Below are 26988 nucleotides of genomic sequence, written 5' to 3' on the forward strand. Positions count from 1 at the left end.
TACTCGTTGACGAGGGTGGAGCCCGGCGCGGCGGCCAGCCAGCGGGCGGCGAGACCGGCGGTGAGCGCCTCGCCGCCGACGACCAGGACGCCGGTCCTGGGGAGGCGGCCCGACGGGGAGGAGAGCACCGCCTCCAGGTGTCCCGGGGTCAGCTTCACGAACCCGTAAGGGCCCGCGTCGGCGACCATCCTGCCCAGGGCGGCCGGGTCCAGGCCGGGCGGGAGCAGCCGGACCTCGCCTCCGGCCAGCAGCGGCGCGAACAGCGCGGTCACCGCCATGTCGTACGCGGCCGAGGACAAAACGGCCGAGCCTCCAGCGGCGTCGTAGCGCTCGGCGGCGTCCCGCAAGTAACAGGCCAGCGACCGGTGGCTGACCTCGACGCCCTTGGGGTGGCCGGTCGAGCCCGAGGTGTAGATCACGTACGCGAGCGTGTCCGGGTCCACCTCGACCGGCTCCGCCAAGGGCTCAGACCCGCATTCCCCGATTGTGAACACGGGGAGCCGGGCCGCCGGGGCCGCGGATAGCGGCGCGGCCTCCTGCCCCGAAACCGGGCCCGCCAAGGCTGACACCACAGAGGCCGGGTCCACTGAAGCCGAACCCACCGAAGCCGAGTTCACCGAGGAGTCCACCGCAGCCGGGCCCGAAGCCGCGTTCACCGCAGCAGTGCCTAGCGAAGCCGGGTCCGTCACAGCCGGGTCCCTCGCAGCCGAGTCTGCCCAGACCGGATTCGCCGCAGCTGGGTTCGCCGAGGAGTTCGCCGAGACCGGGTTCGCCGCAGTTGGGTTCGCCGAGGCCGGGTTCGAGGTGATGAGGGCGACCGCGTTGGCGTCGGCGAGTAGGGATGACCGGCGGGGGGCGGGCCAGGTTGGGTCCAGTGGGAGGTAGGCGGCTCCGGCGTACCAGATGCCGAGGAGGGTCGTCAGCAGGTCGGGGGTGCGGTCGAGGCAGACGCCGACGACGCTGTCGGGGGTGGTTCCGAGTCGACGGAGTCTGTTTGCCACGCGTCTCGCGCGCAGGTCCAGTTCGCGGTAGGACAGGGTCGTGTTGGAACCGGTCACGGCGGGGGCGTCCGGTGTGGCCGCGGCCTGGGCGGCGATGCTTTCGGGTACCGGGCGGGACCACGCCGGCGGGGTGGTCGCCTCCTGAGGTGCGGGCGCGAGTGCGGCGAGATCGGATAGGCGTGCGCGCGGGGTGGCGGTGATCAGGTCGAGCAGGCGGAGGAAACGCGCGCTCAGCTGTTCGATCGTGGTGCGGTCGAACAAGGCGGTGGCGTAGCTGAACAGGCCGGACAGGGTGCCGTCCGGGTGGTCGTCCAGGTGCAGGTCGAGGTCGAACTTGGTGACCGTGCCGTCCAGGACGACGGGGGTCGCGCCGGGGGCTCCGGTCCAGGTGTCGTGTTCCAGGGCGAACATCACGTCGAAGAGCGGGTGCCGGGACAGGTCCCGGTCGGTGGCCAGTTCCTCGACGAGGGTTTCGAACGGGACGTCCTGGTTTTGGAGGGCGTCGGTCACCGTGTGGCGGGTCGCCGCCAGTAGGTCGGTGAAAGCGGGGTCGCCGGACAGGTCGCCCCGGAGCACGAGTGTGTTGACCGTGCAGCCGACCAGTCCGGCCAGGTCGGGGTGGTCCCGGCCGGCGACGGGTGTGCCGACCGCAATGTCCCGGGCTCCGCTCTGGCGGGCCAGCAGCACCTGGAAGGCGGTGAGGAGCGTGACGAACAGGGTCGTGCCCTGCCGGCGGGCGAGCTCCCGCAGGGCCCGCGCGGTCGGCTCGGGCACGTGGAAGCCGACTCCGTCCCCGGCCCAGTCCCGTACGCGCGGCCGGGGGCGGTCCAGCGCGAGCGGCAGCGGCTCCAGCCGGGCCAGGCGCTCGCGCCAGTAGCCGAGCGAGGCCGCGCCCGCCTGTCCGGCCTGCCAGGCGGTGTAGTCGCCGTACTGGAGGCGGGGCGCGGGCAGGTCCTCCGCGTCCTGGTAGAGGGTGGTGAACTCGCTGGTCAGCAGGCCGGTGGACCAGCCGTCGCAGGCGATGTGGTGCAGCACGGCGACCATCAGGCAGTCCTCGCCCGGGGTGCGGAGCAGCAGCACCCTGATCGGCCATTCCCCGGCCAGGTCGAAGGGCCGCCGCGCCGCCTCCGTCGCCAGCCGCAATGCGTCATCCTCATCGGCCGCGTCGGCGGCCTCGAAGGGGACGGGTCCGGCGGGGTCGATGACCTGGCGGGGTTCACCGTCGGCTGTCACGTAGCGGGTGCGCAGGATCTCGTGGCGGGCCACGATTCGCGACCAGGCCGCGCGGACGGCCTCCGCGTCGATCGGGCCGGACAGCCGGACCGCCATCGGGACCAGGTATTCCGGGCTGTCCGGGGTGAGCCGGTCCAGCACCCACAACCGCCGTTGCGCGGGCGAAAGGGGCATCGGGAGGCCGCGGTCGGCGAGCGGAATCGCGTCCAGGCCGGCCCTGGCGACCGAGCCCAGATCGAAGCCACCGCCGGGAGCACGTGCCGGAGCTCCAACGGAGGAATCGCCAGGAACACCCGCCGGAGCTCCAACGGAGAAACCGCTAGGAACGCCCGCCGGAGCTCCAACGGAGAAACCGCTAGGAACGCCCGCTGAAGCACCAGCGAAGGAACCGCCAGGAGCACCAGCCGGGGCAGCAACGAGGGTTCCATTGGGGGAACCGCCGGAGGCGCCGTCAGGGGCATCGCCGAGGGCCGGAGTCGACAGGCTTGCGATGATTCTGGCGACGCCTTCGACGGTGGGATGGTCGAAGACGGCGCGCATCGGGATGGCCACGCCGAAGGTTTCGCGTAGGCGGGCGATCATGCGGACCACCAGGATGGAGTGGCCGCCGAGCCCGAAGAAGTCGTCGGTGAGGCCGGGCTGGACGCCGAGCATGTCCGCCCAGATCTCGGCCGTGCGCCGCTCGACCGGGGTGCGTGGCGCGCGGCGGGCCGCGATGTCCGGTTCCTCCGGTTCGGGCAGGGCCTTGCGGTCGACCTTGCCGTTGGCGTTCAGCGGGATCGCGTCGATCCGGGCGAAACGGGCGGGCACCAGGTAGTCCGGCAGCCGCTCCCCGCACCAGGCGGCCAGGTCAGGACGGCCGTCCCCGGCGCGCTCGGTTACCGCGGGCACCCAGTACGCGACCAGCGTCTCGCCCTTCGCCAGGACGAGCGCCTCGCGTACCTCCGGATGGGCCGTCAGCACGGCCTGGATCTCCCCGGGTTCGATGCGGTACGCGCGGATCTTGATCTGGTCGTCGGTACGCCCGAGGAAGTCCACGTCACCGCCAGGACGAACCCGGCCGAGGTCGCCGGTGCGGTAAAGGCGTGACCCCGCACGGCCGTACGGGTCGGGCACGAACCGCTCTGCCGTGCGGGACGGCATGCGGTTGTAGCCGCGGGCGACGCCGTCCCCGCCGATGTAGATCTCCCCGATCACCCCGACCGGGACGGGCTCAAGCCAGGCGTCCAGGACGTACATCGTGGTGTTGGGGATCGGGCGGCCGATCGGCACCAGGTCGCCGTCCACCGGGCCGTCCACGGTGTAAGTGCTGTTGGCGACGGAGATCTCGGTGGGGCCGTACTCGTTGAGGAGCCGGGTGGCGCCGGCCTTGGCCGTCCAGCGGTCCAGCACGCCGGCCGGGAAGGCGTCCGCGCCGACCGCCAGCAGTTCGGCGAGCCCGGCGGCCCGGGCGGGGTCGAGCTGGTGGGTGACCAGTTCCAGGTGGCCGGGGGTGAGCTTGACGAAGCTGTAGGGGGCGGCGTCGGCGAGCAGCCCGCCCAGCGCGCCGGGCTCGGGGTCGGGTGGCAGCAGGTGCACCCGCTGGCCCAGCATCAGCGGAGTGAACAGGTTGGGCACCACCATGTCGAACGCGATCGAGGAGAACAGCGGCGCGCCGCCGCAGCCGTAGGCGGCGTAGCCTTCGACCGCCCACCACAGGTAGTTGGCCAGGCCCCGATGCCCGATCAGGACGCCTTTGGGGCGGCCGGTGGAACCCGAGGTGTAGATCACGTACGCGAGGCCGTCCAGGTCGGCCTGGACGGGCGGGCGGCCGGTGGGGAGGTCGTCCCAGTCGGGCGCGGTGACCAGCGTGCCGTCCCAGCCCGCCGCCCGCAGCGCCGCGCCGTACGCCGGTTCGGCGATCAGGATCCTGGCCCCCGCGTCGGCCAGCAGCGCGGCCTGGCGTTCGGCCGGGTGGGCGGGCTCCAGCGGGGTGTAGGCGGCGCCCGCCTTCCACACCCCGAGCAGCGCGGGCAGCAGGTCATGGCCCCGGTCCAGGCAGACGCCGACGACCGACTCGGGCCCGGCGCCGAGGTCGCGCAGCAGCCACGCGGCCTGGTTGGCGCGCGCGTCGAGCTGGGCGTAGGTGCGGCGGGAGCCGTCCCAGGCGGAGACGGCGAGCGTGTCGGGCAGCAGCCGGGCCGTCTCCTCGATCACCTCCAGGGCGCTGACCTCGGGCCGGATCAGCGCGGTGGCGTTCCACTCGCCGAGCAGCCGGTCCCGCTCGCCGTCCGGCAGCCGGGCCGCGAGGGCGTCGCCGTCCGGGTCGGCCGCCATCGCGGTCAGCACCGCCTCGTACATCCCGGCCAGCCGCCCGGCGCCGGCCCGGCCGAGCACCTCGGGGCGTGAGGTCAGCGTCAGCAGGCCCGCCAGGACGGTCACCGACAGCGGGAACTCGTTCGGGCTGAGGTCGATGCTGCCCGGCAGGTCCACCAAGCCGGTGTCGACGACGGTGAAGTCCAGGTAGTTGAAGTAGACCTCGACCAGCTGCCGCCCGCCCGCGAGTTCGCGCTGGATCGCGGGCAGCGGGAAGCGCCGGTGCGGCCACATCGCGGTCTCGGCGGCGAACACCTGCCGCGTCAGCTCGCGCCAGGTCGCCGCGCCGGGCCGGTGCGGGAACGGGACGGTGTTGATGAACATCCCGTAGACGCGGTCGGCGTCCAGCACCTCGGGCCGGGTGTCGCAGACCAGCCCGGTGTGGATGGCGTCCTCGTGGGTGAGCTGGGACAGCACCTTCAGGTGTGCGGCCAGCAGCACGCTCTTGAGTGGCGTCCCTGCCTCCGCCGCCAGCCGGGCCAGCCCGGCGTGCAGCGTGTAGAGCGGCACGGCCACCTGGTACGGCTCCCGCCCGCCCGCCGGATCGGCCCAGGCGGCGGGTACGGCCAGCCGGGCGTGATCGCGTACGACACCGGTCCAGTACGCCCGCGCGTCCGGATCCGCCAGGGTGGCGCGCTCGGCGGCCACGAAGTCGGCGTACCGGAGCTCCGGCGTCGCGCGCGGCGGCACGGGCAGGCCGTCGCGCAGCGCGCGGTAGCAGTCGAGGAGCTCCATCAGCAAGGAGTGGTAGCTCCAGCCTTCCAGGATGGCGTGGCATTCTGTCATCGACAGCCGCCAGACGCCGTCGGTGAGGCGGTGCGCGGAGACGCGCAGCAGCGGCGGGGCCGCGAGGTCGAACAGCGCCTGGCGTTCCCCGGCGAGGAAGGCCGCGATCTTGGCGTCCTGGTCCGGGTCGCCGCGCAGGTCGTGTACGCCGACGGGCATGTCGGCGTGGTCGTGGACGAGCTGGAGCGGCTCGGCGTACCCGGTCAAGTCGATGGAGGTGCGCAGCACCTCGTGCCTGGCCACGACGATCGCGGCGGCCTCCCGGAGGGCCGGCGCGGAGAAGGGGATCTCGTCGCGCAAGCTGAAGCTGGTGACGTTGTGGTAGTTGCGGACGTCCGGGTCGGCGAGCATCTCGTAGACCATTCCGGCCTGGACTCGCGACAGCGGGTAGGCGTCGGTGACGCCCGGGGGGAGGCGTTCGCGGTCGGCGGCGGAGATGAGGCTGAACGGGGCGATCGGAGTGAAGGCGTCGGGGGCGTGGCGTCCGGCGGTGTGCGCGGCGAGTCCGGCGACGGTGCGGTGCTCGAACACGTCCCGGACCGCGACGTCGAAGCCTTCGGCCCGCAGCGCTCCGGCGAGCGCGACCGCGCGCAGGGAGTCTCCGCCGAGGTCGAAGAAGTCGTCCCCGGTGCCCACGGCGTCGCGCCTGAGGATGTCCTGCCAGACCGCGGCCATGCGGCGCTCAGCGGGGGTGGCGGGCGCGACGAAAGCGTCCTCACGGTCGCCGCCGGGTGGCGGTAGCTCCGCCACGGCGAGCTTGCCGGTGGAGGTGAGGGGCAGGGCGTCCAGGAACACCACGGCCGAGGGCACCATGTACGGCGGGAGGGTTTCGCGCAGGAACTCGCGTACTCCGGCGGCGGTGGCGGCCCCCGGCCCGGCAGCGGAGGCTCCCGGCCCAACGGCAGCTTCGGGACCGGCGGCGGCTTCCGGCCCGGCGGCGGCTTCCCGTTCGACGGCGGCTTCCCGTTCGACGGCGGCTTCCGGTTCGGCGGGGACGGCGTAGGCGACCAGGCGGCGGGCGCCGGGAGTGTCCTCGCGGGCGATGACGGCAGCGTCCGCGATGCCGGGGCAGGTCAGCAGGGCGGCCCGGATCTCGCCGGGTTCCACCCGGTAGCCCCTGATCTTCACCTGGTGGTCGGTGCGGCCGAGGAACTCCAGGTCACCGGCGTGCGTCCAGCGGGCCAGGTCGCCGGTGCGGTAGAGGCGGGCGCCCGCCGGGCCGTACGGGTCGGGGAGGAAGCGGGAGGCGGTGAGTCCCGGCCTGCCGAGGTAGCCCCGGGCCACTCCGGCTCCGCCCACGTAGAGCTCGCCCGCGACGCCGGGCGGGGCCAGGTCGCCGAACGCGTCCACGACGTAGGCGCGCAGGTCTGCCAAGGGCCGCCCGATCGGGCTGCCGGTCAGGCCGGAGGTGACGGTCTGGTGGGTGACGTGGACGGTGGTCTCGGTGATCCCGTACATGTTGACGAACTCGACGCCCGGCCAGTCGGGCAGGGCGGCCACGTCCAGGCGCTCGCCGCCGAAGACGACCAGGCGCGGCCGATGGGCGGCGGCGCGGGCCAGCGCGGCGAAGGCCGACGGGGTCTGGTTGAGCACGGTGACCCGCTCGGCGGCCAGCAGCGCGGCGAACGCCTCCGGCTCGCGGGCGACGGCTTGCGGCACGACGACGAGCCGCCCGCCGTGAGCGAGGGCGCCCCACATCTCCCACACCGAGAAGTCGAAGGCAAAGGAGTGGAACATCGTCCAGACGTCACCGGAGCCGAACCGGAACCGCTCCCGGTCAGCGGTGAACAGCCGGGCCAGGTTGGCGTGCGTCACAAGCACACCCTTGGGCCGCCCGGTGGAGCCCGAGGTGTAGATCACGTACGCCAGCCGGTCGTGCTCGCCCCACGGCTCCGGGTCACGGTCGTCCCCACCCAGACCGACGCCCTGATCGAGGCGCCGATCCACGCCCATACGGACGCTCTGATCGGCGTGTTGATCGACGCCCACACGGATACCCTGATCGGCGCATTGATCGACGCCCAAGCCGACGCCCTGATCGGCGCGCTGAATGACGCCCAGGCCGACGCCCTGATCGGCATGCTGATCGTCGAAGCTCTGATCGAGCCGGAGTTGGCGGCCCGGGACCAGATGCGCGTGGGCCTTCGCCGTGACGACCAGGTCGATCCCCGCGTCGGCCACGATGAGGCGCAGCCGGTCGGCCGGGTAGGCCGGGTCGAGTGGGACGTAGGCGCCGCCGGACTTGGCCACCGCGAGCAGGGCCACCACCAGGTCCGCGCCCCGGTCAAGGCAGACGCCGACCCGCGTCTCGGGGCGCACACCTTCGGCGCGCAGGCGGTGCGCCAGGCGGTTGGCGCGGGCGTTCAGTTCGCCGTAGGTCAGCCGGTCGGTCCCGGCGACCAGCGCGACCCGGCCAGGCGCCCGGCGGGCGTGCTCCTCGAAGCGGCTCACCACGTCCGGGGTGCGCTCCTCGGCGGGCGCGCCGCTCCAGCGCAGCAGTTCGGCCCGGCCCGGCTCGTCCAGGATGGGCAGCTCGCTCAGCCGGGCCAGCGGGGCGGCGGCGACCGCGCCGAGCAGGCGGGTGAAGCGGCGGGCGAAGCCTTCGGCGGTGGCGGCGTCGAACAGGGCAGTGGCGTACTCGACCGCCCCGAGCAGGGAGCCGTCCCGGCGGCGGTGCAGGGTGAGCTGGAGGTCGAACTTGGCGGTCACCGAGGCCACCGCGACCGGCTCGGAGCCCGCGTGGCGCCCGCCATTCTCGTGGACTTCCCTGCCGCCTTCCTCGTGTGCTTCCTCGTAGGCGAAGACGTGCTGGAACACCGGATTGCGGGACAGGTCGCGGTCCGCGCCGAGCGCGTCCACCAGCCGCTCGAAGGGGAGCTCCTGGTGGGCGAACGCGCCGAGCGCCGTCTCCCTGACCCGGTCCAGGAGTTCGGCGAAGGCCGGATCGCCGCCCAGGTCGGCGCGCAGCGCCAGCAGGTTGACGAAGGAGCCGACCACGCCGTCCAGCTCCGGCCGGGTCCTGCCGGTGACGGGGGTTCCCGCCACGATGTCCCGCTGTCCCGCGTACCGGCCCAGGAGCAGGAGGAACACGGTGAGCATCGTCATGTACGGCGTCGCGCCGCGGACCCGCCCCGCCGCGGTGGCCGCCTCGGCGACCGCGGCGGGCACTTCGAAGACGGTCATCGCGCCCGCGGCGTCGCGGCGGGCGGGCCTGGGCCGGTCCGCCGGCAGGTCCACCGGGGTGAGGTCGGCGAGCCTGGCCCGCCAGTAGTCCAGATCGCGGCCTTCGGCGGGACGCGCGGCCTGCCAGGCGGCGAAGTCGGCGTACTGGACGGCGGGAGGGGGCGGCAGCGGCGTACCGGCCAGGAGCGCGGCCAGTTCCCTGCCGAGGATGCCCAGCGACCACCCGTCGCAGGCGATGTGGTGAACGGTCAGCGCCAGCAGCGGCCCGTCCGGCGCGGGCCGCCGCAGCAGCAGCGCCCGCCATGGCCGTTCGGCCAGGTCGAAGCCGCGCCAGACCTCCTTGCCGATCGCCTCGCTCACGTCCTCGCCGTCCAGATCGGCGCAGCTCAGTTCGACCGGGGCGGGCGGGTCGATCACCTGGCGGGGTTCGCCGTCGGCCAGCACGTAGCGGGTGCGCAGGATCTCGTGGCGGGCCACCAGCGCGGACAGGGCGCGGCGTACGGTATCGGGGTCCTGGTGGGAGGGCAGGCGCAGGACGAGCGGGACCGCGTACTCGCCGGTGCCAGGGGAGAGCCGGTCCAGGAACCACAGGCGGCGCTGCGCGGGTGACAGCGGCAGGGGCAGGGCGCGGTCGGCGCGGGGCAGCGTACGCCCGCTGCGCTGGGTTCCGCCGAGGCGGCGTTCCAGCAGCTCGCGCCGGAGCGCGGCCGAACGCGAAAGGCCGCGCGCCTCGTCCCGTATGTCGCGGGTTCCAGTACCAGGTACGTCGCGTGCGTCGCGGGTCATCGCGGCCCTCCTCGGGAGAGCAGCCGCTCCACCTCGGCGTCGGAAAGTCCCTCGATCTGCGCCGTCATCTCGTCCTCGACGGCCCGCGCCAGGCGGGCCACCGTGGTGGCCTCGAACAGCACGCGCAGCGGCAGGTCCACGTCGAACTCCTCGATCAGACGATGGTGCACGCGGAGCGCGAGCAGCGAGTGGCCGCCCAGCGCGAAGAAGTCCTGGTGAACGCCGGGTTCGACGCCCAGCAGCCCGGCCCAGATGGCGGCGACCAGCTTCTCCGCCGCGGTGCCCGGCGGTTCGTCGCCTTCGGGCTGGATCGTCCCGGCGGATGGCAGGGCACGGCGGTCGAGCTTGCCGTTGGGGCCGAGCGGAAGCCGGTCGAGGCGAATCCAGGTGGCGGGCACCTGGTAGGCGGGCAGCCGCCTACCGCAGTGCCGGATCAGGTCGTCGTCGGATGGCGGCTCGCCGGTCGTGGGCACGTAATAGGCGATCAGGCGGTTCCGCTCGCCCACGACGACGGCCTCGCGAACGCCAGGGTGAGTAGCGGCGACCGCCGCGATCTCGGCGGGTTCGATCCGGAACCCGCGGATCTTGATCTGGTCGTCGGCGCGCCCAAGGAACTCCAGGTCTCCCTGGGAGGTCCAGCGCACGATGTCGCCGGTGCGGTAAAGCCGTTCGCCGGAGCGGCCGGGGTCGGGCACGAAACGCTCGGCGGTCAGCCCCGGCCGGTTCACATATCCGCGCGCGGTTCCCGCTCCTCCGGCCAGCAGCTCGCCAGGCACGCCGACGGGGACGGGCTCACCCTCGCCGTCCACCACCAAGGCGCGCATGTTGTCGATCGGTACGCCGATGGGAACCGGATCGCGGTCGGCGGTCTGGTGGAAGGTGACGTCCACAGCGAGTTCGGTGGGGCCATAGAGATTGTGCAGCCGCGCCGAACTCGCTTCCCGGAAGCGTCGGACAGTGGCGGCGGTGAGCGCCTCACCGCTACAGAACACCTCCCTGACTCCGGCCGGCAGGCGGGCTTCCACGTCGAGGAAGGCGTCCAGCATCGAGGGAACGAAATGCAGGTGGGTGACCCGCTCCTCCTCCGCCAAGGCGGCCAGTCCGCGCGCGTCCCGGTGCAACCCCGGCGGGGCAGTCACGAGGGCAGCTCCGGTGATGAGCGGCCAGAAGAACTCCCAAACCGAGACATCAAAGGTGAACGGGGTCTTCTGCAACACCCGATCCCCCGGCCCCAGCCCGTAGGCCCGCTGCATCCACCGCAGCCGATTCACGATCGCGCCGTGCTCCACCATCACCCCCTTCGGGGTCCCGGTGGACCCGGAGGTGTAGATGACGTACGCGAGATCCCGAGCATCCGTCTCCGGCAGGCCACCGACCCCGTCGATCCGCTGGTCTTGGGGATCGGCGGTGGGTACGGCCGAGAGCAGCAGGTCGGGCCGGTCGAACTGCTGGTCATCGTGATCAAGGGTGGGAACAGCCGAGGAAAGCCGATCCGGCCGGTCGAACTGCTGGTCATCGAGACCAAGGGTGGGTACGGCTAAGAGCAGCAGGTCGGGTTGGTCGATCCGCTGGTCTTCGGGATCGAGGGTGGGAACAGCTGGAGGCAGACGGTCGGGCCGGTCGGTGATGACGGCGGCCGCGCCGGTGTCGGCGATCAGCCAGGCCAGTCGCTCGTCGGGGTCCTCGGGGTCGAGAGGGAGGTAGGCGGCTCCGGCTTTGAGCACGGCGAGCAGGGCGACCACCAGGCTGGGGCCGCGCTCCAAGCAGACTCCGGCTATCTCGCCCCTGCTCACCCCGGCCGCGCGCAATCGCGCCGCCAACCTGGTCGCCCGCGCGTCCAGGTCGGCGTACGTGATCGAGCCGGAAGGGGCGAAGATGGCGACGGCGTCCGGGGTGGCGCAGGTCTGGGCGGCCACGAGCTCGTGCAGGCACGCGGGCGGGTCCTGAACTGCGGGTCCACTCCCCCACGCGACCAACGACTGCCGCTCCTCCGGCCCGAGGATGGCCAGCCGGGAGATCGGCACCTCGCCGGTCTTGCCGGTCTCGTCGAGATGGCCGGTGAGAGCGTCGAGGAGCAGGGTGAAGCGGTCGGCGAAACGCTGGATCGTCGCCCGGTCGAATAGCGCGGTGGCGTACTCGAACCTGCAGGCAAGGGTTCCGTCGGGACGCAAGCGCAGCAGCAGGGTGAGGTCGGCTTTCGCGGTCTGCCAGGCCGACAGCGCGTCGTCGCCGGTGTCCGTGCCGGGGTCGTCGCCGGTCTGGAGGTCGAACAGGACGCCCACCAGGGGCGTACGGGACAGGTCCCGCTCGGGCCGCAGCTCGTCCACCAGCCGCTCAAAGGGGAGGTCCCGGTGCGCGAACGCCTCCAGGGCGACGGTTCTGACCCGCTCCAGCACCTCGGGAAACGCCGGATCACCGCCGAGGTCGGCGCGCAGCACGAGCGTGTTGACGAAGAATCCGGCCATGTCGTCGAGCTCGGGCCGGTCACGCCCGTCCACGGGCACCCCGACGGCCAGGTCGGTACGGCCGGTGTGCCGGGCCAGGAACACGTAGAACGCCGCCAGCAGCGTCATGAACGGCGTCGCTCCAGCCCGCCGCCCACGCTCGACCAGCTCCCCGGCCGCGACCTCAAAGCCGAACATCGCCCCGCGGAAATCGCGCACAGCGGGCCTGGGCCGATCCCCAGGCAGATCGAAAGCCTCAACCCCGGCCAGCCGCTCCCGCCAGAACGCGATCAGCCCGGCCAGCCGCCCCCCATCGAACACCCGCCGCTGCCAGTCGGCGAAGTCCGCGTATCCCAACCGGCCGGAATCTCGGGCAAGAACGCCAAACCCACCGACTCCCTCACCGGTCGCGACCTCACCGGAACCATGGACAAGAAGGCCGGACCCACCGACTCCCCCGCCCCTCCTCACGGTCTCGCCCGAATCACGAGCGAGAACGCCAGGCCCGCCAGCTCCCTCACCGGTCGTGATCTCTCTTGGATCGCGGGTGAGGAGGTCTGGGTCCTGGAGGTCGCGGGCGAGGATGGTCAGGGTTCGGGCGTCGCAGGCGATGTGGTGGATGGTCAGGGCGAGGAGGTTCTCATCGCCGGGTAGGTGGATCAGGAGGGCTCGCCAGACCGGGCCGGTCGCGAGGTCGAAGCCGGTCGCCAGGAGTTCCGCCACCAGGTCGGCGACTTCTGCGGCCGATTCGGCGGACGCCTCGGTTAGTGGGACCTCGGTTTGGGCGTCGACGATCGCTTGTGGTTCGCCCTCGGTCGCGATGTAGCGGGTGCGCAGCACGTCGTGGCGGTGAGCAAGGGCCGCCAGCCGGGGGCGTTCTTGGCCTGGGGCGGGGACGATGAGGGGTACCACGTACTCGGGGCTGCCGGGGGTTAGCCGGTCCAGGAACCATAGGCGGCGCTGGCCGAAGGAGAGGGGGCCCGGGCCGGTGGAGTTGCGGGGGGTCAGCGGGGGCGACGCTGTGGCGGCGGGGCCTTCCAGGTAGCGGGCCTGGGCGCGGACGGTGGTGGCGGCGAATAGTTCGGGGAGGTCCACCTCGCGGCCGGTGGCCTCGCGCAGGCGTGCCGCCAGCCTGGCGACCAGCAGCGAGTGGCCGCCGAGCTGGAAGAAGTCGTCCTCTGCGGCGGGGGAGACGTCCAGGAGGCCCTGCCAGACCTCGGCGACCAGCCGTTCCGTGGCCGTACGCGCAGGGGTGGCCGTTTCCTGCGGGAGTGGAAGCGGGAGCGCGGCCAGAGCGGCCCGGTCGATCTTGCCGCTGGTCGTCAGGGGGAAGTCGGCCACTTCGACGAGGATCGAGGGGATGAGCGGGTCCGGCAGGCGGGAGCGCAGGTCTTCGCGGAGCGCGGCGGGCGTGACCGGCGTGCGGGTGGTGAGGTGGGCGACGAGCCGGGCCGTCCCGGACGGCAGGCGGTGGGCGCTCACGACGGCCCCGCGCACAGCTGGGTGGGCGAGCAGCGCGGCTTCCACCTCGCCGGGCTCCACCCGGACACCGTTGATCTTGATTTGGTGGTCGGTCCTGCCGAGGAACTCCAGCGTTCCGGCGCCGGTCCAGCGGGCGACGTCGCCTGTGCGGTAGAGGCGTTCGCCCGGCCGGAAAGGATCAGGCACGAACCGTTCGGCTGTCAGGCCGGGACGTCCCGCGTAGCCGCGGGCGAGGCCGACTCCGCCGGCGTACAGTTCCCCGGGGACTCCGACCGGGGCGCGCGCCCCGTCGGCGAGGACCAGGACGCGCAGGTTCTCGATCGGTGTGCCGATCGGCACGGCGCCTTCCTCGGCGCCGACCGGGTGGCAGGTGACGTCGATGGAGCACTCGGTCGGGCCGTAGGTGTTGTGCATCTGCGCCCGGGTCAGCGCGTGTACCCGCGCGCACAGGTCGGCGTGCAGGGCCTCGCCCGCGCAGAACAGCAGCCGCAGCGCGCCGCAGCGCTCCCAGCCGGGCTCCTCGACCAGCAGCCGCAGCAGCGCGGGCACCACCTGCAGCACGGTCACGCCGTGGTCGCCGACGGCGCACACCAGGGCGGCGGGGTCGCGCTCCGCGCCGTCCGCCGCGAGGACCACGGTCGCACCGCTGACCAGGGGCGCGAAGAACTCCCACCCGGCCGCGTCGAACGTGAGCGGCGTCTTCTGCAACACCCGATCGCCGGGACCGAGACCGTGTTCCCGCACGGTCCACAGGACCCGGTTGGCGATACCGGCGTGGGTGATGACAACACCCTTGGGGCGGCCGGTCGAACCGGAGGTGTGCATCACGTAGGCGGCGTTGCCGGGGTGGACCTCGGGCAGGTCGAACACACCAATCCGGTTGACGCCGGTGACCTCGGTGGCCTCAATGGCGTTGGTGACCTCGGTGGCCTCAAGGGCGTTGGTGAGCTCGGTGGCATCGGCCATGTCGCCCATGTCGTTGATTTCGTCGATCAGGAGGAGGTGGCGCCCGCGTGCTGGAATCCGGTCCGCGAGGTCGCGGGAGGTGACCACCACGTCCACTCCGGCGAGCACCGCGTCCAGCCAGGCGGCGGGGTGGCCGGGATCGACCGGCAGGTACGCGCCTCCCGCCTTCCAGATCGCGAGCAACGCGGCGGGCAACCGGGGCCCCCGGCGCAGACAAACCGCGACCGGCGTCTCCGGACCGACGCCAGCCGCGCATAACCGGTTGGCGAGGTCGTCGGCGTCGGCTTCCAGCTCCGCGTAGGTCAGCTCGCGCCCGCCGCCCACCACGGCCACCGCGCCGGGGGTGCGCCGGGCCTGCTCGGCGACCAGTTCGTGCAGCGGCGGCCAGACCCCCACGACCGGTCCCTCCTCAGAAGGCCGGACCAACCGCTCCGCACCCGACGCGGCCATCACGAGCCCCGCGACCGGTCCCTCGTCCCAGGACCGCGGCAGCCGCTCCGCACCCGGCGCGATCGCGAGCCCCGCTCCCGCGACCGGTCCCTCCTCAGAAGACCGGACCAACCGCTCCGCACCCGGCGCGGCCATCGCAAGCCCCGCGACCGGCCCTTCCTCCCAAAACCGCAGCAACCGCTCCTCACCTGGCGCAGTCATCGCGAGTTCCGTGACCGGCCGGTCAGGTTCGGCGAGGACGCCGTCGAGCAGGCGCAGCAGGTGGTCGCTCATCCGCGTGACGGTGGCCTCGTCGAACAGGTCGGCCGCGTACTCGAAGGTGAGCCGGATGCCGCCGTTCTCCTCGATCATGTGCAGCGTCAGGTCCAGCTGGGAGCCCCGCCTGGTGACGTCCAGCGGGACCGTCTCGCCGATCGGGGGCAGCGCTCCGGCCTCGGCGGGCATGTTGTAGGCGAGGCGGACCAGGGGCGGTGCGGACGGGTCGTGGTCGCTGCGCAGCTCGCGTACCAGCCGCTCGAACGGCACGTTCTGGTGCCGCATCGCGCCGATCAACGCGTCCCTGACCCGCTCAAGCACGGTACGGAAAGCCGGACGCCCGCCAAGATCGGCCCTGACCACCACCATGTTGGCGAACATGCCGACCAGGTGGTGCAGCTCGGGCTCGGTCCGCCCAGAGACGAAGCTGCCGACCGCGATGTCGGCGGCCCCCGTATAACGGTGCAGCAGCACGCAGTACAGGCCAAGCACGGTCATGTACGGCGTCGCCCCAGCCGCCCGCCCGATCTCGCCGAGCGCCCGCACTCGCTCCGGGTCGAGCAAGACCTGGAGCGAATGCCCCTCGTAGGTCGGCCTGGCCGGGCGGCGGCGGTCGGCGGGGAGTTCGAGCGGTTCCAGCCCGGCCAGCCGCTCGCGCCAGTAACCGAGATCGGCGTCCAGGCCGCCGCCCGCCAGCTGCTCGCGCTGCCACTGGGCGTAGTCGGCGTACCCGACCGGCAGTTCGGGGGCGGGTTCGAGGGCCGCGAGCTCGCGCAGGATCAGGGTCAGCGAGGTGCCGTCCACGGCGATGTGGTGGGCGGCGATGACCAGCACGTGGTCGCCCTCGCCGAGCCGGATCAGCTCCACCCGCCACAGCGGCCCCTGGTCGAGCCGGTAGGGACGGGCGCCGGTGTCGTACGCGCGCTGGTAGGCCAGGCGTTCCGCGGCGGCGGGCTCGGCGCGGGAGAGGTCCACCAGCGGGATCTCCACCGGGATTGAGGCCGCGATCCGCATGACGGGCTCGCCGTCCTGCTCGGCCACGGTCATGCGCATCGCGTCGTGCCGGGCCACGATCGCGGCCAGCCGCCGCCGGATCTCGGCCAGGTCCACGTCCATCCGCAGGCGACCGGCGATGACCAGGTTGAACAGCGGCACGTCACCGGCCAGCCGGTCCATCAGCCAGACGCGTTCCTGGGCGGGCGAGAGCCGTACCGGGCCGTTGCCTTCACGGCGGGGGACGCGGCCTTGCGGCGGGCCCGCGGAACCGGCCGCCAGGCGGGCCAGCAAGCGGCGCTTGACCTCCGACATCGGCGCTTCGATCATCAGCGGTTCACCGCCCGGACGGCGAGCAGGTCGGCGGCGATGGAGCCGGTGAGGCGGCGGCGGGACGCGGTGAAGAAGGAGTGGTCGCCGGCCAGGACCCGCAGGGTGAACTCGCCGCTCGTCTCGGCCCGCCAGGCGGCCAGTTCGGGCACGGTGACGCTCGGGTCGGCGGCGGCGCCGAAGACGGTCACCGGAACCGTCAGGGGTGGCTCGGCGCGGCGGGTCCAGGTCTCGAACACCTCGTAGTCGGCGCGTACGCCGGTCTCGAACATGGAGAACAGGCCCGGGTCGGCGAGGATCGCGTCCGGGATGACCCCCAGGCCGCGCAGGTGCGCGGTCAGCTGCTCGGTCGGCAGCCGGTGCACCAGCGTCGGCTCGACCAGGGCCGGGGCGGGGAAGGCGAAGACGGCGAGCAGTTCGGGCGGGCGCCGTCCCGACCTGGCCAGGTACGTGGCCAGCTCCCAGGCGATGAGCGCCCCCGAGCAGTAGCCGAGCAGCGCGTATGGCCGGGCGAGGTCGTCGGCCAGGCCTTCGGCGAGGGCGGGAACGAGTTCGTCCATCCGCAGGTACGGCTTCTCGCGCAGGCGGCTCTCGCGCGCCGGGAACCGTACCCCGCACAGGTCTATCTCCGGGGGCAGGTCGTCGGCCCAGTCGCGGAAGGTCGCGCCGCCGCCCCCCGCGTGCGGGAAGCAGATCAGCCGGATCGCGCCGTCTCCGGCCGGGCGGAATCGGGCCAGCCAGGGGTTCCTCGGATCCGTCATGGCCTCTCCTCCAACGTCCGGTCCTGCGGCGTCCGGTGGGCCGCGACTTCCGGCGACCGGCTCATGGCGTGCACGGTCGGATGGTCGAAGGCCCAGCTCAGCGGCAGCTCGACGGCCAGCTCCGCGGACAGCCGCCCGACCAGCACGGGCGCGAGCAGGCTGTGCCCGCCGACGTCGAAGAAGTCGTCGTGCCCGCCGACGTCACGGCCGAGCACCTCGGCCCAGACGGCGGCGATCCGCCGCTCCAGTGGGGTGGTGGGAACGGCTTGGACGGGTTCCTGGGCGGGAAGGGGGTCCTCGGCCAGGGAGCGGCGGTCGATCTTGCCGGTGGCGGTGCGGGGCAGCTCGTCGCGGAGCACGACCTGGGCCGGGACCAGGTGCGCGGGCAGCCGGGCGGCCAGGGCCCGCCGCAGCCCGTCCGGAGTGCAGCGCTCAGCCGGAACTACGTGCGCGACGAGCCGATACCCGATGTCTTCATGGCCGGCGTTCTCGTGGACGACGTGTCCGACGTTCCCATGGCTAGCGTTTCCGTGGCCGACGTTTCCGTAGCCGACATTGCCGTGGCCGACGTTTTCGTAGCCGGAGTTTTCGTGGCCAGAGTTTTCGTCGGCGACGTTTCCGGGCCCGCCGCTTTCGTTCCCAGCGTCTTTGTGCCCAGGGTCTTTGTGTCTGGCGAGTTCGTGTCCGGCGGCCTCCGGCACGGCCACGACGGCGGCCTGTGCCACCTCGGGGAGTTCTTCGAGGACGGTTTCCACCTCGCCGGGTTCGACTCGCACCCCGCGGATCTTGACCTGGTGGTCGGCCCTGCCGAGCAGCTCCACCTGCCCGTCGGCCCGGACCCTGGCCAGGTCGCCGGTGCGGTAGAGGCGCTCTCCCGATCCCGCCGGGTCCGGGAGGAAACGTTCGGCGGTCAGGGCGGGCCGTCCCAGGTAGCCACGGGCCAGGCAGGCTCCACCTACGTGCAGTTCGCCGGGAACGCCCGCTGGTACCGGGTTTCCCCGCCGGTCGAGCACGCATGCCCGAACGCCCGCGATCGGCCGCCCGACCGGGACACTGCTCGCCGTCCCCGGCTCGCCCGGGGCACCGTCCGGGCAGAGGGCGTCCCAGGCTTCGGACGCGCCGTACAGGTTGACCAGGGCGCGGCCCGGCATGACCTCGCGGAACAGACGATCCAGCTCGTGCGAGAGCGGCTCGCCGCTGCTGATCCAGGTCGTCAGGTACGGCAAACGCGCGGATAGGTCGGGGACGGTACGCACCAGCACCCGCAGCAGCGACGGTACGAGCAGGATGCGGCTGACCCGGTTCGCGGCGAGCTCGGCGACGAGCGCGTGCGGGTCGCGGGTCGCCTCGGGCGTGAGGACGACGGTGGGCACGCCCGCCAGCGCCGGGCCGAGCAACTCCCACAGGCTGTCGACGAACGCGATGGGAGTCTTCTGGCAGGCCATCTCGCCGGGAGCGAAGGGCAGGTCACGATGCATCCAGGCAAGACGGTTGAGCAGCGAGCGCCCGGTGATCGCCACTCCCTTGGGGCGGCCGGTGGACCCCGACGTGTAGACGACGGCCGACAGCGCCTCCGGATCGGCGCCGGTGACGACCATGGTCGCGTCGCCGAGATCACTCAGGCCGTCCAGCTCGTGCCGGTCGGGCAGGTTGTGCAGGCGGTCGAGGTCGTCGATCTGGATGATGCGCCGCCGCGTGGAAGGCGTCCAGGTGCCGTCGGTGATGATCACCTGGGCGTTCGAGTCGTCGATCATGTAGTTCAGGCGGTCGTCGGGGTGGCTCGGGTCGAGTGGTAAGTAGACGGCTCCGGCGTACAGGATGGCGAGGGCCGCCACGGGCAGGTCGACTCCGAGGCCGAGGCGGACGCCGACGACGCTCTCCGGCGGGAGCCGGTGGAGTCTGACCGCCAGGACCCGCGCGCGGCGGTCGAGTTCCGCGTATGTCAGCTCGGCTGTGGCGGTTCTGAAAGCGACGGTCTGGGGATGCTGTTCGACCCGTCTCGCGAAAAGGCATGCGATTCGTTCGTCGCTCGCGGCAGGCCCACCATCCAGGGCATATGGCTGTTCGCGGGAGATCAGGGACAGTTCGTGGATAGGCAGATCCGGGTCGGCTACTCCGGCCTCCACAACCAGCCTTAACGCCGTGCCCAGCCGCTCGATACTGCCGCGGTCCCACAGCTCGGTGGAGTACTCCAGGAATCCCTCCAGCTCACCCGACTCGCTCTGCCAGGCGTGCAGCGATAAGTCGAACGCGGCTGTGCTCACCTCGACCGGAACCGGCTCGACCCGCAGCCCTGGCGCGAAGTCCTCCGTCGGTTCGGGCGTGTTCTGCACCACCACGGCGACCTGAACAAACGGCGTCACCCCCGGCGTGCGGACCGGAGCCAGTTCCTCCACGATCCGGTCGAAAGGAACCTCTTGATGAGCGAAGGCGTTCACGGCGGTGTCCCGGGAACGCCGGATCACCTCGCCCAACCCCGGATCACCGCTCAGATCCGTGCGCAGAACCAGGGTGTTGACGAAGAAGCCGACCAGCTCCTCCAACTCCGGCACCACCCGATTAGAGGAAAAGGTCCCGACCACCGCTTCGCTGCTTCCGCAGTAGCGGGAGACGACCGCGTTCATCGCGGCCAGCAACCCCATGAACAAGGTCGCGCCCTCACCCCGGCATGCTTCGCTCAGCCGTCGGGTCACCTGCGCGTCCAGGACGAAGGGCACCCGCTGCCCCGCCCCGCTCCGGCGAGCCGGACGCGCCCGATCCAGCGGCAGGTCCAGCACCGGATCCGCGCCGTTCAACGCCTCCCGCCAGAACGCCAGACTTTCCTGCGGCACCCCGTTCTCGCGCTCCCACACCGCGAAGTCCGAGAACGACACCGCCAAATCCGCTAGCGCGTCTCCGCGGTACAAAGCGGCCAGGTCTCGCAGGAAGACCGTCCCGGACCAGCCGTCAAAGACGATGTGATGCGCCGAGACCACCAGCACATGCTCCCGGGCGCCCACCCGCACCAACCGGAAAAACACCACCGGCCCAGCAGCCAGATCGAAAACCCGCCGCCCCTCCGCCCGAACCAACCCCGCAACCACGTCCTCCGGCGAACCAGATCCTCCCGACGCGTCGACCCACTCCACCCGAACCGGAGCAGGCGGATCCACCACCATCACCGGCTCGCCATCCACCCCCACAAAACGCGACCGCAACACCTCATGACGCGCCACCAAAGCCGACAACGCCCCATTCAGGCGATCCACATCCAAAACCCCGGTCAGCCGCAACGGCCACACCACCGAATAATCCCGGCCACCACCCGCCAAGCCGTCCACGAACCACAGGCGCCGCTGGCCCAGGGAGGGAGGCAGGGGGCCCTCATGAGGGCCGGGGGTGATGGCGGGGCGGGTGGAGCTGGAGGGTGAGGTCAGGCGGTCTCGGAGGAGTTCGGACAGGTTGGCGATCGTGGGGGTGGCCAGGAAGTCCGCGAGGGGGACGTCTCGGCCGAAGGCGCGCCGGATCCGGGCCAGCAGGCGGCCGGCGAGCAGGCTGTGGCCGCCGAGGTCGAAGAAGTGGTCGTGCACTCCCGCCCGGTCCAGGCCGAGCAGCGTGGTCCAGATGCCGGCGACGGCTTGCTCGATGGGGTCGCGCGGCGGCTCGTACGCCCGGTCGAGATCTGGACGCCCGGCCTCGGGTTCCGGCAGCGCCGCCCGGTCGACCTTCCCGCTGGGGCTGACCGGCAGCGCGTCGAGCAGGACGAACTGCGACGGCACCATGTATTCGGGCAGCGCCAGCCGCGCGTGCCGGAACATCTCGCTCGGCCCCGGCCACGCCCCTTCCGCGACCACGTAGGCGATCACCCTGCGGTCGCCCTCGTGCTCGGGCGCGGTGACCACGGTGTCCCGTACCGACCGATGCTTGCGGAGCACCGCCTCGATCTCGGCCAGTTCGACCCGGAATCCCCGGATTTTGACCTGCTGGTCGGCCCGGCCGAGGAACTCGATGAGCCCGTCGCCGCGGCGTCGCACCAGGTCCCCGGTCCGGTAGAGCCGCCGCCCCGCCGCTCCCGGGCGCGGATCGGGCACGAACCGCTCGGCCGTCAGCCCCGGCCGCCCGAGATACCCTCGGGCCAGCCCGTCACCCCCGACGAGCAGTTCGCCGGTGACACCGTCCGGCACGCGGTGGAGACGCCGGTCCACGATGCTCACGCCGGTGTACGGCAGCGCGTCGCCGATGGGCACATGCCCGGTGTGGTCGCGCGGCACCGGATAGCAGGTGCTGAAGATGGTGCACTCGGTCGGGCCGTACCCGTTCATGACCTGGCCGTTCGGGACCAGCGCGGCGGCCCGCCCGACGTGGTCGGCGGACAGCTGGTCCCCGCCCGCGATCAGCCAGCGTACGGTCGGGAACGGGCGCTCGGCGCAGTCGACGACGGCGTGGAAGAGCGCCGCGGTCAGCCAGGTCACGGTGACCGGTTCGGTCGCCAGGAACGCGGCGACCCGCTCGGGCAGCGCCTTTCCCGGCGGCAGGATCGCCAGGGTGTGCCCGTTGACCAGGCAGCCGAACACCTCCAGGACCGACACGTCGAACGAGAGCGGGGTGGCGAACAGGAACACCTCGTGCCCGTCCAGCGGCAGCCAGGCCGGTTCGCTGACCCGCCGCGTGACAGCGCCGTGCGGAACTCCGACTCCTTTGGGCCGTCCGGTGCTGCCGGAGGTGTAGATAACGTACGCGAGGCTGTCCGGCCCATATCCGGCCTCACTCAAGGAATCCGGCGCGACGCCATCCGCGACCCGAACGAGCCGGAGCCCTTCCGGAAGGCGAGAAGCGGAGGCATCGTCGGTGATGACCACCGTCGTCCCCGAGTCCTCGATCATGTACGTCAGGCGTTCCCGCGGGTATTCGGGTTCCAGCGGCAGGTACGCGGCTCCGGCCAAGAGCACAGCCAGCAGCGCGACCGGCACGTCAAGCGATCGTTCGAGACAGACGCCGACAGTCGTCCCCGGTGAGACGCCGAGCTCGTTCAGCCGGGCTGCGAGCCGACGCGCGCGATGTTCGAGCTCGCCGTAGGTCAGCTCGGCTCCGGCACAAGTCGCGGCGACCGCGCCAGGACACCGAACCGCCTGCTCAACGATCAACTCGTGCAGGAGTCGCGCCGGGGTCGACTGATCCACTTCCTGCACTAGGGGTGGAACCAGAGGCAGTTCGTGAATGGACAGGTCCAGATCGGCGAGCCCCGCCTCCAGCACCAGCCGCAACGCATCTCCCAGCCGCTGGGCACTCCCCCGATCCCACAACTCGGTGGAGTACTCCAGGAACCCCTCCAACTCACCGGTCTCGCTCTGCCAGGCGTGCAGCGATAAGTCGAACGCGGCCGTGCTCACCTCGACCGGAACCGGCTTAACCCGCAGACCTGGCGCGAACTCCTCCGTCGGTTCGGGCGTGTTCTGCACCACCACCGCAACCTGAACAAACGGCGTCACCCCCGGCGTACGAGCCGGAGCCAGCTCCTCCACGATCCGGTCGAAAGGAACCTCCTGATGAGCGAAAGCGTTCACGGCGGTGTCCCGGGACCGCCGGATCACCTCGCCCAAACCTGAATCGCCGCTCAAGTCGGTCCGCAGAACCAGGGTGTTGACGAAGAAGCCGACCAGCTCCTCCAACTCCGGCACCACCCGATTAGAGGAAAAGGTCCCGACCACCGCTTCGCCGCTCCCGCAGTAGCGCGAGATCACCACATTCATCGCGGCCAACAACCCCATGAACAAGGTCGCGCCCTCACCCCGGCATGCCTCGACCAGCCGCCGGGTCACCTGCGCATCAAGACCGAAGGGCACCCGCTCCCCCGCCCCACTCCGCCGCACCGGACGAGGCCGATCCAACGGCAAGTCCAGCACCGGATCCGCGCCGCTCAACGCCTCCCGCCAAAACGCCAGACTCTCCTGCGACACCCCGTTCTCGCGCTCCCACACCGCGAAATCCGAAAACGACACCACCAAATCCGCTAGCGCGTCTCCGCGGTACAAAGCGGCCAGGTCCCGTAGGAAAACCGTCCCGGACCAGCCGTCAAAAACGATGTGATGCGCCGACACCACCAGCACATGCTCCCGGGCACCCACCCGCACCAACCGGAAAAACACCACCGGCCCAGCAGCCAGATCGAAAACCCGCCGCCCCTCCGCCCGAACCAACCCCGCAACCACGTCCTCCGGCGAACCAGATCCTCCCGACGCGCCGACCCACTCCACCCGAACCGGGACAGGCGGATCCACCACCATCACCGGCTCGCCATCCACCCCCACAAAACGCGACCGCAACACCTCATGACGCGCCACCAAAGCCGACAACGCCCCATTCAGGCGATCCACATCCAAAACCCCGGTCAGCCGCAACGGCCACACCACCGAATAATCCCGACCACCACCCGCCAAGCCGTCCACGAACCACAGCCGTCGCTGGCCCAGGGAGACCGGTGCGACCAGGGTTTCCGTTGGTGGGGCTAGTTCGGTCATCGGGGGTCACCTCCGAGTCCGCGTAAGAGCTCGGCCAGTTCCGGGGTGTCGCCGACAGCTGCGGCCAGGGCGCGGCTGGCGCGGAGGCGGGTCGCGGTGGCGATCTCCGGTCCGGGTGAGGCCGTCGCGCGGTCGACGGCGTCGGCCACGTCGGCCAGGCGGGGGTGCTGGAAGATCAGGCGGACGCCCGCGCTCACCCCGAGGCGGCGGCGCATCCGGGCCGCGACCTGGGCGGCCAAGAGCGAGTGGCCGCCCAGGTCGAAGAAGTCGTCGTCGGGGCCGACTTCGGCGACTCCGAGGACCTCGCACCAGATCTCGGCCAGCGCGTGCTGGGTCTCTCCGGACAGCTCAGCCCGGTCGGCGCGGGCGGGAACGGGATCGGGCAGCGCCTGCGTGTCGATCTTCCCGCTGCCTGTCCTGGGCAGGGAAGGCAGCCACACGTACGCGGCGGGAACCAGGTGACCCGGCAGCAGCCGGGCCGCGTGCACCCGGATCGCACGTGCGCTGGTCTCCCCCTCCTCGCTCGGAACGAGGTAGGCGACCAGATTCCCGGCGCGTACGGTCACCGCGGCGTCCCGCACGGACCGATGCCGGCGCAGGACCGACTCGGGTTCCGCGGGCTCGATCCGGTAACCGCGCAGGCTGATCTGGTTATCGGCGCGGCGTACGAACTCCAGGGAGCCGTCGGCGAAACGTCGGCCGATGTCGCCCGTCCGGTAGAGGCGGCGGCCGGTGGCGAAGGGGTGCGGGATAAAACGGTCGGCCGTGGCGCCGGGCGCGCGGAGATAACCCCGGGCCAGCCCGAGCCCGCCGATGTGGATCTCGCCGGGGACCCCGTCGGGCACGGGTTCCAGCTCCCCGTCCAGGAGGTGGATCTCGGTTCCCGGGATGGCGCGGCCGATCGTGACCCTGGCCCGGTCGGTGCTCGCGTCCAGGTGGGCGATGGCGGAGACCATGCTCGCCTCCGTGACGCCGTAGGCGTGCGCGAGCCGTACCGAGGGGGCGACCTGGCGCCAGCGCGCGAGCTGGGCCGGGTCGGCGGGCTCGCTGCCGATCACGACCAGCCGCAGCGACTCGGGCACCGGCGCGCCGTCCTCGGCTATGGCGGCGCACAGGAGGTTCAGGTAGGACGTGGGCAGATGCGCGACGGTGACGCCGAGCCGGGCTACCGTCTCCAGGAAGGTCTGCGGGCTGTCCAGCATGTCGTCGGAGCGCAGAACCAGGGCAGCCCCGGCGGCCAGACAGGGGAAGATCTCCTCCGCGCTGAGGTCGAACCCCAGCGAGCCGAACTGAAGCACCCGATCCTCCGAGTTCAGCCCGTACGCCACGAGATCGGCCGCCACATAGGCCTCAAGCCCGCCCCGAGTGACCTCGACCCCTTTGGGCCGCCCGGTCGACCCCGACGTGAACATCACATAGGCGAGGTCGTCGGGACCGGCCTCGGGCCACGCCTGCGCCGGTTCCCCCGGAGCCCCGGTCTCCGTGAGAGCCACGACGAGCGCGTTCTCCGCAGAGCTGACCTGATGCGAAGTCTCCGCGAGAGTCACCACGAGCGCGTCCGGTGGGAGGCCGGTCGCGTGCTGGGCGGTCGCGTACCGGGCGGTGGTAAGTACGGCGGCCGGGGCCGCGTGGCCGAGAAGATCGGCGATTCGCTCCGCGGGCTGGTCCGGCTCAATCGCCAGGTAGGCCGCCCCGGCCCGCAGCACACCCTGGATCGCGATGATCGCCTCCGGCGACCGGTCACAGCAGACCGCGACCAGCGATCCCGGCCCCACACCGCGCTGCCCAAGCTGCCCGGCCAGCCGATCAGCGGCCAGGCACAACTCGGCGTAGGTGAGCCGCTCCGACCCCGACATCACCGCCACCGGGCTGGGCGTGGGGGGTTCAAGGGCCAACCGGGGTGCGCTGGAAGTGCGCGGTTCGGGGGTGAGCGGGGATGCGCTGGGCGTGTGCGGTTGAGGAGCGGACCGAAGGGCGTTACGTGTGCGCAGTTCGGGGGTAAACCAGGGTGCGCTGGGCGTGCACGGTTCGGGAGAGGCCCGGAGGACGCTGGGCATGCGCGACTCGGGAGTCAGCGGGGATCCGCCGGACATCTTTTGATCGGGAGTGGGCTGAAGTGCGCTGGTCGTGCACGGTTCGGGAGTGGGTCGGGGGACGCTGGGCGGTGTGGCGAGGATTCTGGCTCGGTCGTGGGTGTCGAGCAGCGGGAGTTCGGTGATCGGGCGGGTGGGGTGGGTGACGGCCGCCGACAGGAGGGGGCGCAGGCAGGCGAGTAGGGAAGTGGCGGTGGGGGTCTCGAAGAGTTCGGTGCTGTACTCGGCGAGCAGGTGGGCGTCGCCGGTGACGGTGAGGCTGAGGTCGAACAGGGAGACACGCCGGTCCAGCACGGTCAGCGGGGTGATCTCGATGCCGTCCAGGTGGAGTCGTCCCGACGAGAGGGGTTCGGCGTCCAGCATGACCTGGAACAGGGGGTTGTGGCCTGGTGTGCGGGTGGGGTTGACGGCGTGGACGATGCGGTCGAAGGGCACTGAGGCATGCTCGTGGGCGGCCAGCACCGTTTCCCGCGCTCGGGCGAGTAGATCGCGGAATCCCTCTCGGGGCCGTACCTGGACTCGGAGCGGGAGCGTGTTCGCGAAGCACCCGATCAGCGCCTCTGTCTCGGGGCGGTCGCGGCCCGCGTGCGTGGTCCCGATCACGAGATCCTCAGCGCCGCTCACCCGGTGCAGCAGCAGCGCGAAGGCCGCCAGCATCGCGGTGTACGGCGTCGCCCGCAGTTCCCTGGCCAGCCTGGACAGCGCGGCAGGTGGCGGGTCCACGGCGAGAAGCGCGCCCTGGTACCCTCGCACGCTAGGTCGGCGCCGGTCCACCGGCAGTTCCAGCAGCGGTGGCGCTCCTGCCAGCGACTGCGCCCAGTAGGCGATCCCCCGATCCAGCTCACCGCGTTCGACCAACGCACGCTGCCACAGGGCGTGATCGGCATACTGCAACTGAAGCGGCGGCAGTTCCGCGCCCCGGTAGGCCGCGCTCAGCTCGTCCAGCAGCACCCCCACCGACCACCCGTCGCAGATCGCGTGATGCACGGCCAGCAGCCAGACGTGCCGGTCGGGGGCGATCCGCAGCATCTCGCTGCGCACCAGCGGGCCATCGAACGCCCGCCGCGCGTGCTCGGCGGCGTGCGCCTCAACCTCGCCCGGCCCGATGTCGATCACCGGCAGCGCGACGGCGAGTTCGTCCGCGATCACCTGACGAGGCCGGCCGCCGACCGGCCGCAAGGTGGTGCGCAGCGACTCGTGCCGCGCGACCACCCGCTGCAGCGCCGCGTGGAAAGCTGGGACGTCCAGCGGGCCGGTGAGTTCCAGCGCCAGGTGCATCGTGTGCGGCGGCGGCCCGCCGGCGAGCTGTTCCAGGAACCAAAACCGCTCCTGCGCATAGGAGGCGGGAACCGCGACGACCGAACTCACCGGGC

At 72.0% G+C, this 26988-nt stretch carries 5 protein-coding genes (1 of these 5 cut by a window edge); all 5 read right to left on the minus strand.

Annotated elements, in window-relative coordinates:
* Tightly spaced (each overlapping or abutting the next), the 5 genes in view from Amac_RS26985 to Amac_RS27005 form a layout consistent with a single transcriptional unit that may run on beyond the window.
* Positions 1–9344 carry the 5' portion of a non-ribosomal peptide synthetase gene (locus Amac_RS26985; RefSeq protein WP_155357211.1) on the minus strand. 1171 nt of this gene lie to the left of the window's left edge, so 9344 of the gene's 10515 nt are visible here — the first part of the coding sequence; its start codon is at positions 9342–9344; its stop codon lies beyond the left edge, outside the window.
* Positions 9341–16264, minus strand: coding sequence for a non-ribosomal peptide synthetase (locus Amac_RS26990; RefSeq protein ID WP_155357212.1), 6924 nt, complete (start codon positions 16262–16264; stop codon positions 9341–9343). The genes Amac_RS26985 and Amac_RS26990 overlap by 4 nt, the downstream gene beginning before the upstream one ends.
* Positions 16264–17025, minus strand: coding sequence for a thioesterase II family protein (locus Amac_RS26995; RefSeq protein WP_155357213.1), 762 nt, complete (start codon positions 17023–17025; stop codon positions 16264–16266). The genes Amac_RS26990 and Amac_RS26995 overlap by 1 nt, the downstream gene beginning before the upstream one ends.
* A complete protein-coding gene (locus Amac_RS27000; RefSeq protein WP_155357214.1) occupies positions 17022–23522 on the minus strand; it encodes a non-ribosomal peptide synthetase in 6501 nt (2166 codons plus the stop codon). Before Amac_RS27000 ends, Amac_RS26995 begins: the two co-directional genes overlap by 4 nt.
* Positions 23519–26983 (minus strand): non-ribosomal peptide synthetase, encoded by a 3465-nt coding sequence (locus Amac_RS27005; protein WP_170322665.1) that lies wholly within the window; start codon positions 26981–26983, stop codon positions 23519–23521. The genes Amac_RS27000 and Amac_RS27005 overlap by 4 nt, the downstream gene beginning before the upstream one ends.
* Between the last annotated feature and the right edge of the window lie 5 nt (positions 26984–26988).

Origin of the sequence: Acrocarpospora macrocephala (assembly GCF_009687865.1) — a bacterium.
Taxonomy (GTDB): domain Bacteria; phylum Actinomycetota; class Actinomycetes; order Streptosporangiales; family Streptosporangiaceae; genus Acrocarpospora; species Acrocarpospora macrocephala.

What these genes read in the sequence shown, in the direction of transcription:
- Amac_RS26990 (WP_155357212.1), bottom strand. Translation starts at nt 16,264, where the DNA reads ATGATCGAAGCGCCGATGTCGGAGGTCAAGCGCCGCTTGCTGGCCCGC.
- Amac_RS26995 (WP_155357213.1), bottom strand. Translation starts at nt 17,025, where the DNA reads ATGACGGATCCGAGGAACCCCTGGCTGGCCCGATTCCGCCCGGCCGGA.
- Amac_RS27000 (WP_155357214.1), bottom strand. Translation starts at nt 23,522, where the DNA reads ATGACCGAACTAGCCCCACCAACGGAAACCCTGGTCGCACCGGTCTCC.